The organism is Lentzea sokolovensis (assembly GCF_033949975.1).
In the GTDB taxonomy this organism is placed as follows: domain Bacteria; phylum Actinomycetota; class Actinomycetes; order Mycobacteriales; family Pseudonocardiaceae; genus Lentzea; species Lentzea sokolovensis.
Map to the genome: position 1 here is coordinate 1 of NZ_JAXAVU010000022.1, position 12,915 is coordinate 12,915.

Below are 12,915 nucleotides of genomic sequence, written 5' to 3' on the forward strand. Positions count from 1 at the left end.
AGGACTGTGGTGTGGTGCTCGTGGCTGACTCCCCGTCGGCCAGGCCCAAGCACCGGGCCACTATTACACAGAACCATGTAATTAGGTAGTTAGAATGGAAGCCATGGCGACTCCGATCCGCACCTCCGGCCAAGCCGAGGCCGCACCCCTGCGCGACCGCCCACTGCTCGACGACCACGAAGCAGCCGGCGTGGCAGCCCTGTTCAAGGTGTTGTCGGGGACAACACGACTGCGTCTGCTGCACGCGCTCAGCCGAGCAGAGGAAGTCCGTGTCAGCGATCTCGCGGCGGCGGTGGACATGAGCCAGCAGGGCGTGTCCAACCAGCTGCAGCGCTTGGTGGACCAGAAGATCCTCGCGACCCGCCGCGAAGGAACCAGCATCTACTACCGGATCGTCGACCCGTGCGTGCCGCGGATGCTGGAGTTCGGCCTGTGTCTGCTGGAAAGTCCCGGGAACGCGTGCGGGCAGCCGTGACGACGGACGATTCCGGGTGGTGGCACACGTTCTTCGACGAGTACTACCTGCGGACCTACGGACCGCGACAGACCTCGGAGGTAGCTTCACAGGAGGCTCTCGCGGCACTCGCCTTGGCCGACACTCCCCGCGGCGGGAGAGTGCTCGATCTGCCGTGCGGATACGGCCGGCACACCAGCGCACTCGTCGCCGCGGGCTATTGCGTGGTCGGCGCCGACTACTCGTGGGCCCAGTTGACCGAGGCGCGGCGGCGATGGCCACGTCCAGAGCTCGAACAGCTGGTGCGCGCCGACTATCGGCACATCCCGCTGAAGACCGGCGTGTTCGACACGGCCTTGTGCCTCTACAGCTCACTTGGCTACGTGGACGACACCACTGACCAGCAGGTCCTACGCGAGTATCGGCGCGTGCTCAAGTCGGACGGCAGGCTCGTCATCGAGACCATGCACCGCGACCGCACCTTGCTGACGTCACAGCCGAGAACGTTCTACGAGCTTCCAGATGGCGCGGTCCTGCTCGAGGAAGCACAGTTCGATCCGATCTCCGCGACACTCCACATCGGACAAACGTTCATCGCATCAGGTGAGCCATCACAAAAACGTCAATACTCCGTGCGGCTGTACACCGTCAGCGAACTCGTCAACATGCTGCACACCGCAGGGTTCCCGCGCGTCGACTGCTTCGGCGATCTCGAAGGTGCACCCTTCACACCGCGGACCCTGCTGACGATCGTCGCGCGCGCCAGCTGAAGTTCAGGCGAGTCGTCCGACTCGCTCAAGCACGTGCACGCGGGTCTGCTCGACCAGTGCCGTCGATCGGCACTCGGAGGTGCACACCTGACCGCACGAGTCGCAGAAGGTCACGCGCCCAGTCCATGCACGCCTGCGGCGGAACCACGAGAACATGTCGCCACCTACCTAGATCGTTGCTCCAGTACCTCCGAGCGTCCTCCTTGATTAGATGAGTGTCAACTTAGATCGCTATCTAATCAACTGTCTTCCTGACCGAATAGGGTGATCCCGTGCTTGTCCACCTTGCGATCGGCGACGCGTACGGCGCCGGATTCGAGTACGCCGACCCGGACTTTGTCGCCGCGCACAACACGGTTCGCGGATACGTGCAGAATCCGGGCCTGTCGGGCTTGCGGCCTGGGCGGTACACCGATGACACCCAGATGACCATCGCCATCGCCGAGATGCTGCTCTCCGGCGCATCGTGGACCCCGGCGAACCTGGCCGAGCAGTTCGTCCGAACCTTCCACCGGGATCAGCGAGTGGGCTACGCGAGCAACTTCTACGACCTGCTGTGCGAGGTGAGTGACGGCACCGAGCTGCTGAGGAGGATCAGGCCGCACAGCGACAAGAGCGGAGCGGCGATGCGAGCCGGCCCGATCGGTTTGCTGCCCACCGCGTCCGAGGTCGTTCAGCACGCCGAGGTGCAGGCGCGGATCACCCACGACACGCCGTTGGGCATCGAAGCAGCACAGGCCGCCGCTCTGGCCGTGCACTACTGCCACTTCGAACTGGGCCCTCTCGCCGATGCCGGTCGGTGGATCGACCAGAAACTGGGCTCTGCAGACCGCTGGTCGGAACCGTGGAGCGGGCCGGTGGGCGCACAGGGCTGGATGAGCGTGCGGGCGGCACTCACCGCGTTGAGCTCGAACACCAGCCTCACCGAGATCCTGCACACCTGCGTGGCCTTCTGCGGCGACGTGGACACCGTGGCCACGGTGGCGCTCGCTGCCGCATCCCGGTCGTCACAGGTGGTCGACGATCTTCCTGCGGCGCTGCGCGCAGGCCTGGAGAACGACCAGTTCGGCCGCGACTTCCTGCATACCCTTGATGCCCGGCTTCTCGCCTGGGCGGAGAACAGGTAGGCGGCTTGCTTACGCCGTCAGCACAGTGTCAACTTAGACGCATGTCGAAACAGCGGGCGCGGTCCACGGCATCTCTGGCCGAGCGGCCGGTCACGCCCGAACGAGCCGCCGAGCTCGCCCAGGCCTTCAAAGCGATCGCCGATCCAGTGCGATTGCGCCTGTTCAGCCTCATCGCCTCTCACCCCAATGGCGAGGTGTGCGTGTGCGACCTGACGGAGGCGTTCGACCTGACCGCGCCCACCATCTCCCACCACCTGAAGGTGCTGCGCAACGCCGGGCTGATCGACAGCGAACGGCGGCGCACCTGGGTCTACTACCGAGCCCTGCCTGACACCCTTGGGCAGCTGTCCGCCGCGCTCGCACCCGCCGTGGCCACCGCCGTCTCCTGACAGCGCGACGTCCAGCCCTACTTCGGGACCGCCGAGGGAGTGAGCATCATGGCGAGCTTGTTCACGGTGTCGGGCATCAACCAGTAGTACACCCAGGTGCCCCTGCGCTCGCCATCGATCAGTCCGGCCTGCCGGAGGATCTTCAGGTGGTGTGAGATCGTCGGCTGCGACAGCGTGAACGCCGACGTGAGCGCGCAGACGCACTCTTCCCCGTTCTGGTGCGACGCGATCATCGACAACAGCTTCAACCGCACCGGATCACCGAGCGCCTTGAACGCTGCCGCCAGCTCGACCGCTTCGTCGTCAGCCAGTGGAGCCGACAGCATGTCTCCGCAACACATCGCTGCCAAGAGGTTCGGCGTGCTTTGCTTAGACATCCATCTATATTGACGCTCATCTAGGTTGGGGCGCAAGATGAAGGTTGGCGAACGCCGTGTCCGAGCCGCTGTGGCATCGAGGAGGACATCCTGATGGACGAGCAGGCTGCCGACTTACGTGAAGTGGTGCGCGCGAAGTACGCCGCCGCTGCCAGCGCCGTCAGCGCAGGCGGCACCGCGTGTTGCGACCCGCAGGGAATCGAGGTCGGCGAGAACTTCGGGGCGACGCTGTACGCCACGTCCGACCACACCGAGTTGCCCGCCGAAGCAGTGGCCGCGTCACTGGGATGCGGCAATCCGACGGCCGTCGCCGAGCTGCGCGAGGGCGAACGCGTCCTTGACCTCGGTTCAGGCGGCGGCATCGACGTTCTGCTCTCGGCGCGCCGGGTAGGCCCGACCGGTAAAGCCTACGGCGTCGACATGACCGACGAGATGCTCGCCTTGGCCAGGGAGAACGCGGCCAGGGCCGGCGCGACCAACGTCGAGTTCCTCAAGGGCGCGATCGAGGCCATCCCGTTGCCTGCCGACAGCATCGACGTGGTCATCTCGAACTGTGTGATCAACCTGTCCGTGGACAAGTCGGCGGTGTTCGCCTAGATCTTCCGCGTCCTGGCGCCCGGTGGCCGCATCGGTGTGTCGGATGTCGTGGCCGAGGACGACCTGACAGCAGAGGAACGCGCCGAGCGAGGTTCGTACGTCGGCTGCATCGCGGGCGTCCTGTCGTTCACCGAATACCGTCGAGGCTTGGAGAGCGCGGGACTCGCGGACATCGAGATCACTCCGACCCGCGAAGTCACGGACGGCATGCACTCCGCGATCATCCGGGCTGTCAAGCCTTCATGAGCGAATGAGCCTCGGTGGCGGCCGGTCACCACCAGCCGCCACCGAGGCTCACGACGTCAGAGTTCCGCTCGGGCGGCCCACCGGCGCCGCAGCCAAAGGCTCACGTAAACCAGGCCGACGAGCACGGGCACCTCGATCAGCGGCCCGACCACTCCGGCCAGCGCCTGGCCCGACGTCACGCCGAACACACCGATCGCGACCGCGATGGCCAGCTCGAAGTTGTTGCCCGCCGCGGTGAACGCCAGCGTCGTGGTCCGCTCGTAGGAGAGTCCCGACGCCTTGCCGAGCGCGTACGAACCCGCCCACATGATGGCGAAGTAGACCAACAACGGCAGAGCGATGCGCACGACGTCCAACGGCCGGTTCGTGATGGTCTCACCCTGCAACGCGAACAGGATGACGATCGTGAACAGCAAGCCGTACAACGCGATCGGGCCAACGCGCGGCAGGAACTTCGACTCGTACCACTCGCGGCCCTTGGACCGCTCCCCCAGCTTGCGGCTGAGGTAGCCGGCCAGCAGCGGGATGCCGAGGAAGATGAGCACGGACTTGGCGATCTCCCACGCGGAGAAGTCCACCGACGCGGTGTCCAGGCCGAGCCAGCCGGGCAGCAGGTCGAGGTAGAACCAGCCGAGCACACCGAACATGACCACCTGGAACACCGAGTTGAGCGCGACCAGCACCGCGGCCGCCTCGCGGTCACCACACGCGAGGTCGTTCCAGATGATGACCATGGCGATGCAGCGCGCAAGGCCGACGATGATCAGACCGGTGCGGTACTCGGGCAGGTCGGCCAGGAAGATCCACGCCAGCGCGAACATCAACGCCGGACCGAGCACCCAGTTCAGCACCAGCGACAACACCATCGTGCGCTTGTCGCGGGTGACGGTGTCGAGCTTGTCGTAGCGGACCTTCGCGAGCACCGGGTACATCATCAGCAGCAGACCGAGCGCGATCGGCAGCGAGACGCCGTCGATCTTCACCGCTTCCAGGACACCCTGCAGGCCCGGCACGAAGCTGCCGAGCCCGAGGCCGGCGACCATGGCGAGGCCGATCCACGCCGGCAACCACCGGTCCAGAAAAGACAGCCGGTGCAGGACGTCCTGCTCCTCCGTCGGGTTGGTGGTGCTCAACAGGGCCTCCTGGCATCGGAGTTGGCACGGTCGGCCAGCTCGTTAAGACTGTCGGCGATCCGGCGCAGTGCGTCGGGTCGCAGGCGGTAGTACGTGAAGCGTCCGCACGGCTCGGTGTCGACGAACCCGGCCTCTCGCAGCATCTTCAGGTGGTTGGACACGTTGCTCTGCGTCGCGCCGGTCTCGTCGACGAGGTGGCGGGTGCACAGGGCCTCGCCGGACAACAGCTGCAGGATCTGAGCGCGCAGCGGGTCGGCGAGGACCTTCAACACATCAGCATCGAGTGACATCAGTCCGGAATGATACATCAGTCGGTTCTGATGAGACGCAGGGGCAGGACAGCTTGTCAGTCGCAGCGGGAGGCGGGCGCGTCGCGGAGCGGCCCGCCGGGGCGCAGGAACTGTTCCATGGTGTCCAGCACTTCGTGGTCGACGCGGTACCAGCTCCACGTGCCGCGCCGTTCACGTTGCAGCACACCCGCGCTGACCAGGATCTTCAGGTGGTGGCTCAGCGAGGACTGCGGCATGTCGAACTCGTCGGCGAGGTCGCAGAAGCACGCCTCGCCGCTAGCCGCCTGTCTCACGAGCACGACCAGCTGGACCCTGATGGGATCCGCGAGAGCCTTGAAGAGACGTGCGGCGGAGGCCGGGTCGTCAGGCACCGCCACCAGCGCCTCCCTTCGCGCATCCAGGTCCGTTGTCGCCATGGTGACATGTTCATCAAACAGGATGAACGTCCGGTGAACGCGACCCTACCGGCGGCACGTTGAACTGGTAGCCAAGGCCTCTCACGACACGAATCCACGTTGGATTGTGGTCGTCGTCACCCAGCCGCTTGCGCAGGCGCATGATGTGGACGTTCAGCGTGTTGCTCTTCGCCGAGGGCCGGTCCGCCCACAGAGCGGCGACGAGCTCGTTGCGGCTGACAACCGCGCCAGGTCTCTCGGCGAAGTAGCGCAGCATGAGGAACTCCATCGGCGGCAGCGGGACCAGGACGCCGTCGAGCCAGAACTGCGGCACCGCACCGTCGACACGAAGCCGGCCGAGGTCGATGACCATCGGCCGGATCTCCACCGTGTCGGTCTTCGGTGCGAGCGATCCGAGGAACGCGAGCAGTTCACGGGTGCGGTAGGGGCGCGGCACCACCGCTGACACGCCCACCTCCGCGGCCCGCGCCGCGAAGTCGCCCGAGCCCGGTCCCGCGCCGACCACGATCGGCACGTCCGGATCGTCGGCGCGCACGATCGTGAGGAAGTCGATCGGGTCGAGCTTCCCCACCGCGGGACCGAGCAGCACAGCGTCCGGACACGTCCGGCCGAGCACCAGCAGGGCCTCCGCAGGGTCAGGGCAGACCCGTGGCTCCACCGGCTGACCGGTGAACCCTTCGAGGAGCTGGTGCACGACGTCGGCGTCGTGGTCCACCACGAGGACGGCGAGCCGGTTCTGGACCCGGCTCTTGTTCGCCATGCAGGCTCGCCGCCGCGTGTGGAACTGTGAGCTGTCGGACTCCCAAGCCCCCAACGCAGAGCCCGTCATGGCTTAACCGAATCGTCCGGTGATGTACGCCTCGGTCCGGGCGTCGGAGGGGTTGCCGAAGATGTGCTCGGTGGTGTCGAACTCGACCAGCTTGCCGGTGCGCTGGCCCTTCTCGTCGGCCTCCGCGGTGAAGAAGCCCGTGCGCTGCGAGACGCGGGCCGCCTGCTGCATGTTGTGGGTGACGATGATGATCGTGTAGGTCGAGGCGAGCTCGACCATCAGGTCCTCGATCTTCGCGGTGGCGATCGGGTCCAGCGCCGAGCACGGCTCGTCCATCAGGATCACCTCGGGCGAGGTGGCGATGGCCCGGGCGATGCACAGTCGCTGCTGCTGACCGCCGGACAGGCCGAACGCGTTCTGCTTGAGCTTGTCCTTCACCTCGTCCCACAACGCGGCACCGCGCAACGCCCGTTCCACCACGGTGTCCATGTCGGACACCTTCATGCCGGTGACCCGCGGACCGTAGGCGACGTTGTCGTAGATGGACTTCGGGAAGGGGTTGGGCTTCTGGAACACCATGCCGATGCGCCGGCGCACCTCGATGACGTCGACGTCCTCGCCGTAGATGTCGACGCCGTGGTAGGCAACGGCTCCTTCGACGCGGGCGCCGGGCACGAGGTCGTTCATCCGGTTCAGGCACCGCAGCACGGTGGACTTGCCGCAACCGGACGGGCCGATCAGGGCGGTGATCTCCCTGCTGCCGAACGACATGTTGACGTCGGTGACGGCACGGAAGTCGCTGTAGAAGACTTCCAGGTCCTTCAGGGTGATCACGCCGTCCGGTGCTCCCTCCACGGGCGCGATGGTGTTCGAGCGCTCGATGGTCACCTGGTTCTCCGGTGTGGAGTCGCCCTTGGTCGTGCGCTGTCCGGTGGACACGGTTCGCTGCTCCGATCTGGTCATGAGTTCTCGCTCCTTCATTCGCGTGTCACCAACGGCGCTGATAGCGGTTGCGCAACCAGATCGCGAGCGCGTTCATGACGAGCAGCACGATCATCAGCAGCAGGATCGTGGAGTAGGCCAGGTCGCGGAACTCGATGCGATCGAGCGGCACCAGGCTGTAGATCTGCGTGGGCAGCACGGTGTAGCGGGAGAACACACCGTCCGGGTTGAACGTCAGGAACGTCGTCGCACCGACGAGCAGCAGCGGTGCCGCCTCACCGATCGCACGGGACAGCGCGAGGATCGAGCCGGTCGCGATGCCGGGCACCGCCGAGGGCAGCACCTGCTTCCACGTGGTCTGCCACTGCGTTGCGCCCAGTGCGAGCGAGCCGGAGCGGATCTCCGACGGCACCGCGCGCAACGCCTCCCGACAGGTGATGATCACGACCGGCAGGATCAGCAACGCCAGTGCGATCGCGCCCGCGAGGAGCACCGCGCCGATGGACAGTGGGCCACGGACGACGAACCCGAGCGTCAGGATGCCGTAGATCACCGACGGCACCGCGGCGAGGTTCTGGATGTTGAGCTCGATCAGGCGGTTCCACCAGCGGGTGTTGTCCGCGTACTCCTCCAGGTACACCGCGGCCGCGATGCCCAGTGGCAACGCGATGAGCGCGGTCAGCACCATGATCCAGATCGTGCCGAACAGCGCGGACTTCACGCCGGAGGTGTCGGGCCGCAACCGGGACGGGTGCTCGGTGACGAGGTTCAGGTCGAACCGCGCCAGTCCTTTCTGGATGATCACGGCGAGCACGAAGAACAGGAACGCGCAGATGATCGCCAGGCACGCCCACAGCGCCACGGCGAACACGGTCGCCCCCACGCCCTTGCGGCGGCCGGACTTCAGGCTCTGGTCAACGACCAGTGTCGTCGCGGTCATCAGTAGGCCTGCCTGTACTTGCGGACCAGCCGGATGCTGATCATGTTGATCAGGAGGGTGATCACGAACAGCAGCGCGCCGATCGCGAACAACGCGTAGTACGACGGGCTGCCCTGCGGGGTGTCGCCGCTCGCGGCCTGCGCGATGAAGCCGGTCATCGTCTGCGCACCCTTGAGCGGGTCCGCGGTGAACAGCGGCATGTTGCCCGCGGCGATCGCGACGATCATCGTCTCGCCGATCGCGCGGGAGATGCCGAGCACGATCGCGGCGACGATGCCCGACAACGCGGCCGGGAACACGACGCGGACCGTCGTCTGCATCCTGTTGGCGCCCAACGCGTAGGAGCCCTGCCGCAGTGCCAGCGGAACGGCCGACATAGCGTCCTCGCTCAGGGAGGCGACCGTGGGCACGATCATGAAGCCCATCACGATGCCGGGCGAGATCATGCTGTAGATGCCCTCGATGCCCAGCAAGGGCTTGAGGATCGGCGTGATCGCGGTCAGCGCGAGGAAGCCGTAGACCACGGTCGGCACGCCGGCGAGGATCTCGAGGATCGGCTTGAAGATCTTCCGCACCCGCTGCGAGGCGTACTCGCTGAGGTAGATCGCGGCGCCAAGACCGAACGGGACCGCCACCACCAGCGAGATCAGCGTGATCATCAGCGTCGCGGTGACCAGCGGCAGAACGCCCCAGGACTTGTCGTCCCAGTTGAACTTGTCGCCGAACAGCGCCGTCCACTCGGTGCCGAACAGGAACTCACCGAGGCTGACGTGGGTGAAGAACTCGGCGACCGGCGCGAACAGCGACGCGACGATGCCGACCGTGACGAGAACCGACAACGCGGCCGCGCTGACCAGCACGGCCTTGATGATCTTCTCGCCGATGCGCGGGCTCTGCGCGGTCAGGTCGACCGGCGGCCCGTCCCAGACGACGGGGTGGCCGCCCGAACCGGGGCGGCCACCGTCGCGAGTCTTGGTGCTCACTTACCGGCGGCCTTCGCCTGCAGCGCGGCAAGCTCGTCCTTGGCCTTCTTCTTCTGGTCCTCGGTCAGCGGCACGAACCGAGCGGCCTTGACGATCTCGTCGTTGCTCGCGAGGTAGAACTCGACGAACTTCTCCACCTGAGCCTTCTTCAGGCCGGCGTCGGAGGGGTAGATGAACAGCGGACGCGCGAGCGGGGCGTAGGTGCCGTCCTGCGCCGTCTTCACCGACGGTTCAACACAGCCCTTGCCTCCGTCGATCTTCACGGCCTTGAGCTTGTCCGCGTTCTCCTCGAAGTAGGAGAAGCCGAAGTAGCCCAGACCCCCCTTGGAGCCGCTCACACCCTGGACGGTGATGTTGTCGTTCTCGGTCGGGTTGTAGTCCTTGCGGCTGTCGCCTTCCTTGCCGTTGATGGCACCGGTGAAGTAGTCGAACGTACCGGAGTCAGCGCCGGCGCCGTAGAGGTCGAGCTTCTGGTCCGGGAAGGACGGGTCGACCTCTTTCCAGTTGGCGACCTTCGAGTCCGGCTCCCACATCTTCTTCAGCTGCGCGACCGTGAGGCACTCGGCCCAGGTGTTCTCCTTGTGCACCACGACGGTCAGCGCGTCGTTGGCGACCTGCAGCTCGGAGTAGTTGACACCCTTCTCCGTGCAGACCTTGCCCTCCTCGGCCTTGATCGGGCGAGAGGCACCGGAGATGTCGGTCTCACCGACGCAGAACTTCTTGAAGCCACCGCCGGTGCCGGAGGCGCTCACCGACACCTGGACACCGCTGTTCTTCTCCATGAACAGCTCGGCCGCGGCGATCGACAGCGGTTCCACGGTGCTGGAGCCGTCGATGACGACCGGGCCGGAGAGCTGTTCACCCCCGCTCTCGGAGCCACTGCCGTTGTTCTGCCCACCACAGGCGGACAGGGTCAGCGCGGCGACAGCCACGACGGACAACACGTGCGCACGCTTCACCTGGCGGATGGTCACTGACGTGCCTCCTGCTCGGGACCCGGATCGGGACCGGGATCTTCGACGAGAACCCTCGTTCGAGGGCCACTGCATCGAAGAATCCCGTTCTAAACAGAAGGTGAACGTGGAGTGACCAGAACAACTATGGTTGAAAAATCTCGATCCAACCCGTGTTCACATTGAGCCAATCGGCTGACCGAGCAGCCGCCCGACCTCTTCCAGGCGCTCCGGGATCGCGACGTACCAGCCCCAGGTGCCGCGGCGCTCGCCGCGAACGAGGCCCGCTTCCGCGAGCACGCGGAGGTGATGACTCACGGTTCCCTGACTCAAGCCGACACTGTCGACGAGGTCGCAGACGCACGACTCACCGCTCGGGGCGAGCTGAAGCAGGCGGAGGAGTTCGAGGCGGACGGGACTGGACAGCGCCTTGAAGATCTCGGCGATCCGGCGCGCTTCAGCGGGATCCATGCCCTGGCCGAGTGGCACGCAGCGCTTGTGGCCGCCGCTGTCCATCTGGAGTTCATCCCGACGCTCCACCATGGCCCGAGGGTACGACCTAGATTGACAAAAGTCGATGCAAACGGTCTGCTTTGCATCGGTAATTCTCGGTCCAAGGAGACCTCATGACCCGCGCAGGCGGACTTCCCCAGCACGAGCTCACCGCCCAGCTTCTCCGCATCACCGATGAGCTGGCTGACAAGTTCCACGGCGTGTTCGGCCGGGAAACTGTCGAGCGCTTCGTCGACGAGACCTACGCCCTGCTCAACGAGAACGCCACGGTGAAGACGCACCTCGCGACGCTGACAGCCCGATTCGCCAAGCAGCGCCTGCACGACTACGGCCGCGCCCAGGGCCTGACCAAGGTCGAGGTGCCGCAGGTGTTGTTCATCTGCGTGCACAACGTCGGCCGGTCGCAGATGGCATCGGCGCTACTGGAGCACCACGCGTTCGGCAAGATCGCCGTGCGTTCCGCCGGCAGCCAGCCGAGTGGCTCCATCCCGTCGCAGATCACCGAGGTGCTGGCGGAGCTGAACATCCCGCTCACGCAGGCGTTCCCGAAGCCGCTCACCGACGAGGTCGTGCGTGCCGCGGACGTCGTCGTGACGATGGGCTGCGGCGACTCGTGCCCGGTCTATCCCGGCAAGCGCTACCTGGACTGGGAGGTGGCCGACCCGGTCGGCGCTCCGCTGCACCGCGTTCGCGAGGTGCGCGACGACATCGACCGGCGGGTCAGAAGCCTGCTGTCCGAACTTCTGGGCGACTGATGTTGCAGGTCTTGCTGGTCACGCTGATCGGGACGGTCGGGATCGTCGCGACGTTCGCGCTCGGCGTCTCGAACCTCTCTCAGGCCCGCAAGACCTTCGCCTGTATCTGGTTCACCGTGTGCGGAGCACTGGTTGTAGGCGGTCTGTACCTGTATGTGACGTGAGGAATCGTGTCACCAACCGTTCACCTGGATCGGGCATTATCGAACCAAGGAAACGCCCGCCAGGAGGAGATCGACGTGTCCAAGACCCCCGAAGTGCTGTTCGTCTGCGTGCACAACGCCGGCCGCTCCCAGATGGCCGCCGCGTTGCTGCAGCACTACGGCATGGGCAGGATCGCGGTCCGTTCCGCCGGCTCGGCCCCGGCCGAGAAGGTCAACCCCGCAGCGGCCGAGGCGCTCGCCGAGTGGGGCCTGGACATCACCGCGGAGGTGCCCTCGAAGCTGACGACCGAGGACGTCGAAGCCTCTGACGTGGTGATCACGATGGGCTGCGGTGACACCTGCCCGGTGTTCCCCGGCAAGCGCTACCTCGACTGGGAGCTCGAGGACCCGGCGGGCCAGGGCGTCGATTCCGTCCGTCCGATCCGCGACGACATCGACCGCCGAGTGCGCGGCCTGGTCGCCGAGCTGCTGGACTAACGCGGAACGCTGGCGGTCGACAACGCGGCCGCCAGCACCCCAATCGCCCCCAGCACGACGAACACCGCCGGGTAGCCGCCGAGCCACGAGGCCATGGCACTGCCCGCCCACGGCGCGATCGCGGCGGTCAGCATCACCGGCACCGCGAGCAGCCCGCTCAACTGTCCGTAGTGGACCGCACCCCAGCGATCGGTGATCGCCGTCGCCTGCACCAGCGTGAAGATCCCGCGTGCGACACCGGCGAGCACCGAGCCCGCGATGAGCAGCAATGCCGGGCCGGGCACCACACCCAGCAACGCGGTCACCACGGCGCTCGCCAGCAAGATCAGTGCTGTTCTTGTGCGCACCGACGTCTTCGCGGTCAACCTCGCGTACCCCAGCCGCCCGAGGACCTGGCCCACCCCACCGAGGCCCAGGGCCACCGCGGCCATTGACGTGGACATGCCGCGTTCGGTCAGCAGCGGCACGAGGTTGACCACCACCGCGTAAACGCTGAACGCCGCCAAGCTCATCGCCAGCGTCAGCACGAGGAACGGTCTGCTGCGCGCGATCGCGGACGGTTGATGCTCCGCCTCGTGCTCGATCTCCGGCCACGGCAGTCGCAAGCCGAACAGATGCAG

The 12,915-nt window shown here is 66.2% G+C and carries 20 protein-coding genes; 9 read left to right on the forward strand and 11 right to left on the reverse strand.

From position 1 onward, the window contains the following. The first annotated feature begins 103 nt into the window (after window positions 1–103). The 4 genes from SK854_RS47865 to SK854_RS47880 all read left to right on the forward strand — a co-directional run bounded on the left by SK854_RS47865 (window position 104) and on the right by SK854_RS47880 (window position 2,740). Window positions 104–475 (forward strand): ArsR/SmtB family transcription factor, encoded by a 372-nt coding sequence (locus SK854_RS47865; RefSeq protein ID WP_051769343.1) that lies wholly within the window; start codon window positions 104–106, stop codon window positions 473–475. Further along, complete coding sequence (locus tag SK854_RS47870) at window positions 472–1,224, forward strand: class I SAM-dependent methyltransferase (RefSeq protein ID WP_276326659.1); 753 nt, start codon at window positions 472–474, stop codon at window positions 1,222–1,224. The genes SK854_RS47865 and SK854_RS47870 overlap by 4 nt, the downstream gene beginning before the upstream one ends. A 272-nt stretch (window positions 1,225–1,496) precedes the next feature. Next, window positions 1,497–2,351 carry an ADP-ribosylglycohydrolase family protein gene (locus SK854_RS47875; RefSeq protein WP_030476167.1) on the forward strand — a complete coding sequence of 285 codons (855 nt, stop codon included), beginning with the start codon at window positions 1,497–1,499 and terminating at the stop codon, window positions 2,349–2,351. Window positions 2,352–2,392: 41 nt separating this feature from the next. Further along, the gene (locus SK854_RS47880; protein ID WP_030476168.1) at window positions 2,393–2,740 is read left to right on the forward strand and encodes an ArsR/SmtB family transcription factor; all 348 of its coding nucleotides are present in this window, start codon (window positions 2,393–2,395) and stop codon (window positions 2,738–2,740) included. A gap of 17 nt (window positions 2,741–2,757) precedes the next feature. Here SK854_RS47880 and SK854_RS47885 read toward each other — a convergent pair whose 3' ends face one another. Then, a complete protein-coding gene (locus SK854_RS47885) occupies window positions 2,758–3,117 on the reverse strand; it encodes an ArsR/SmtB family transcription factor (protein ID WP_030476169.1) in 360 nt (119 codons plus the stop codon). Between the two features lie 93 nt (window positions 3,118–3,210). Here SK854_RS47885 and SK854_RS47890 point away from each other — a divergent pair, with 93 nt between their 5' ends. Together SK854_RS47890 and SK854_RS47895 are read left to right on the forward strand one after the other, a co-directional pair. Continuing rightward, complete coding sequence (locus SK854_RS47890; RefSeq protein WP_319981866.1) at window positions 3,211–3,714, forward strand: methyltransferase domain-containing protein; 504 nt, start codon at window positions 3,211–3,213, stop codon at window positions 3,712–3,714. Window positions 3,715–3,750: 36 nt separating this feature from the next. Next, window positions 3,751–3,960 carry a class I SAM-dependent methyltransferase gene (locus SK854_RS47895; RefSeq protein ID WP_319981867.1) on the forward strand — a complete coding sequence of 70 codons (210 nt, stop codon included), beginning with the start codon at window positions 3,751–3,753 and terminating at the stop codon, window positions 3,958–3,960. A 56-nt stretch (window positions 3,961–4,016) separates the two neighbouring features. On the opposite strand, the gene arsB is transcribed toward SK854_RS47895, so the two are convergent. From arsB to SK854_RS47940, 9 genes are all read right to left on the reverse strand, one after another. Then, the gene (arsB, locus tag SK854_RS47900) at window positions 4,017–5,093 is read right to left on the reverse strand and encodes an ACR3 family arsenite efflux transporter (protein ID WP_030476170.1); all 1,077 of its coding nucleotides are present in this window, start codon (window positions 5,091–5,093) and stop codon (window positions 4,017–4,019) included. Continuing rightward, window positions 5,090–5,383: an ArsR/SmtB family transcription factor gene (locus tag SK854_RS47905; protein WP_030476171.1), complete on the reverse strand. Its 294-nt coding sequence runs from the start codon at window positions 5,381–5,383 to the stop codon at window positions 5,090–5,092. The genes arsB and SK854_RS47905 overlap by 4 nt, the downstream gene beginning before the upstream one ends. Before the next feature lie 56 nt (window positions 5,384–5,439). Beyond that, window positions 5,440–5,799, reverse strand: coding sequence for a metalloregulator ArsR/SmtB family transcription factor (locus SK854_RS47910; protein WP_030476172.1), 360 nt, complete (start codon window positions 5,797–5,799; stop codon window positions 5,440–5,442). A gap of 13 nt (window positions 5,800–5,812) precedes the next feature. Beyond that, window positions 5,813–6,559: a response regulator transcription factor gene (locus SK854_RS47915; RefSeq protein ID WP_319981868.1), complete on the reverse strand. Its 747-nt coding sequence runs from the start codon at window positions 6,557–6,559 to the stop codon at window positions 5,813–5,815. Window positions 6,560–6,631: 72 nt separating this feature from the next. Then, the gene (gene pstB, locus SK854_RS47920; protein WP_030476174.1) at window positions 6,632–7,531 is read right to left on the reverse strand and encodes a phosphate ABC transporter ATP-binding protein PstB; all 900 of its coding nucleotides are present in this window, start codon (window positions 7,529–7,531) and stop codon (window positions 6,632–6,634) included. A gap of 25 nt (window positions 7,532–7,556) precedes the next feature. Continuing rightward, window positions 7,557–8,450 carry a phosphate ABC transporter permease PstA gene (gene pstA / locus SK854_RS47925; RefSeq protein WP_030476175.1) on the reverse strand — a complete coding sequence of 298 codons (894 nt, stop codon included), beginning with the start codon at window positions 8,448–8,450 and terminating at the stop codon, window positions 7,557–7,559. Continuing rightward, window positions 8,450–9,433 (reverse strand): phosphate ABC transporter permease subunit PstC, encoded by a 984-nt coding sequence (gene pstC / locus SK854_RS47930; RefSeq protein ID WP_319981869.1) that lies wholly within the window; start codon window positions 9,431–9,433, stop codon window positions 8,450–8,452. Before pstC ends, pstA begins: the two co-directional genes overlap by 1 nt. Further along, window positions 9,430–10,407 carry a PstS family phosphate ABC transporter substrate-binding protein gene (locus SK854_RS47935; RefSeq protein ID WP_030476177.1) on the reverse strand — a complete coding sequence of 326 codons (978 nt, stop codon included), beginning with the start codon at window positions 10,405–10,407 and terminating at the stop codon, window positions 9,430–9,432. Before SK854_RS47935 ends, pstC begins: the two co-directional genes overlap by 4 nt. A 156-nt stretch (window positions 10,408–10,563) precedes the next feature. Beyond that, on the reverse strand, window positions 10,564–10,929 hold the full coding sequence (locus SK854_RS47940) for an ArsR/SmtB family transcription factor (RefSeq protein ID WP_090014881.1): 366 nt from the start codon (window positions 10,927–10,929) through the stop codon (window positions 10,564–10,566). Between the two features lie 83 nt (window positions 10,930–11,012). On the opposite strand from SK854_RS47940, the gene SK854_RS47945 reads away from it, so the two are divergent. The 3 genes from SK854_RS47945 (at window position 11,013) to SK854_RS47955 (ending at window position 12,295) form a co-directional block, all read left to right on the forward strand. Further along, entirely contained in the window at window positions 11,013–11,654 is a 642-nt protein-coding gene (locus SK854_RS47945) for an arsenate reductase ArsC (protein ID WP_030476179.1), read from the forward strand. Between the two features lie 11 nt (window positions 11,655–11,665). After that, the gene (locus SK854_RS47950) at window positions 11,666–11,818 is read left to right on the forward strand and encodes a hypothetical protein (protein ID WP_157512889.1); all 153 of its coding nucleotides are present in this window, start codon (window positions 11,666–11,668) and stop codon (window positions 11,816–11,818) included. Window positions 11,819–11,893: 75 nt separating this feature from the next. Beyond that, window positions 11,894–12,295: an arsenate-mycothiol transferase ArsC gene (locus SK854_RS47955; protein ID WP_030476180.1), complete on the forward strand. Its 402-nt coding sequence runs from the start codon at window positions 11,894–11,896 to the stop codon at window positions 12,293–12,295. Here the strand turns inward: SK854_RS47955 and SK854_RS47960 are convergent. Next, on the reverse strand, window positions 12,292–12,915 hold a 624-nt coding region (locus tag SK854_RS47960; protein ID WP_319981870.1), incomplete at its 5' end, for an MFS transporter. The two genes, SK854_RS47955 and SK854_RS47960, sit on opposite strands and share 4 nt — an antisense overlap.

What these genes read in the sequence shown, in the direction of transcription:
- SK854_RS47865 (WP_051769343.1), top strand. Translation starts at nt 104, where the DNA reads ATGGCGACTCCGATCCGCACCTCCGGCCAAGCCGAGGCCGCACCCCTG.
- SK854_RS47880 (WP_030476168.1), top strand. Translation starts at nt 2,393, where the DNA reads ATGTCGAAACAGCGGGCGCGGTCCACGGCATCTCTGGCCGAGCGGCCG.
- SK854_RS47885 (WP_030476169.1), bottom strand. Translation starts at nt 3,117, where the DNA reads ATGTCTAAGCAAAGCACGCCGAACCTCTTGGCAGCGATGTGTTGCGGA.
- SK854_RS47890 (WP_319981866.1), top strand. Translation starts at nt 3,211, where the DNA reads ATGGACGAGCAGGCTGCCGACTTACGTGAAGTGGTGCGCGCGAAGTAC.
- SK854_RS47905 (WP_030476171.1), bottom strand. Translation starts at nt 5,383, where the DNA reads ATGTCACTCGATGCTGATGTGTTGAAGGTCCTCGCCGACCCGCTGCGC.
- SK854_RS47910 (WP_030476172.1), bottom strand. Translation starts at nt 5,799, where the DNA reads ATGGCGACAACGGACCTGGATGCGCGAAGGGAGGCGCTGGTGGCGGTG.
- SK854_RS47915 (WP_319981868.1), bottom strand. Translation starts at nt 6,559, where the DNA reads ATGGCGAACAAGAGCCGGGTCCAGAACCGGCTCGCCGTCCTCGTGGTG.
- pstB (WP_030476174.1), bottom strand. Translation starts at nt 7,531, where the DNA reads ATGACCAGATCGGAGCAGCGAACCGTGTCCACCGGACAGCGCACGACC.
- pstA (WP_030476175.1), bottom strand. Translation starts at nt 8,450, where the DNA reads ATGACCGCGACGACACTGGTCGTTGACCAGAGCCTGAAGTCCGGCCGC.
- SK854_RS47940 (WP_090014881.1), bottom strand. Translation starts at nt 10,929, where the DNA reads ATGGTGGAGCGTCGGGATGAACTCCAGATGGACAGCGGCGGCCACAAG.
- SK854_RS47945 (WP_030476179.1), top strand. Translation starts at nt 11,013, where the DNA reads ATGACCCGCGCAGGCGGACTTCCCCAGCACGAGCTCACCGCCCAGCTT.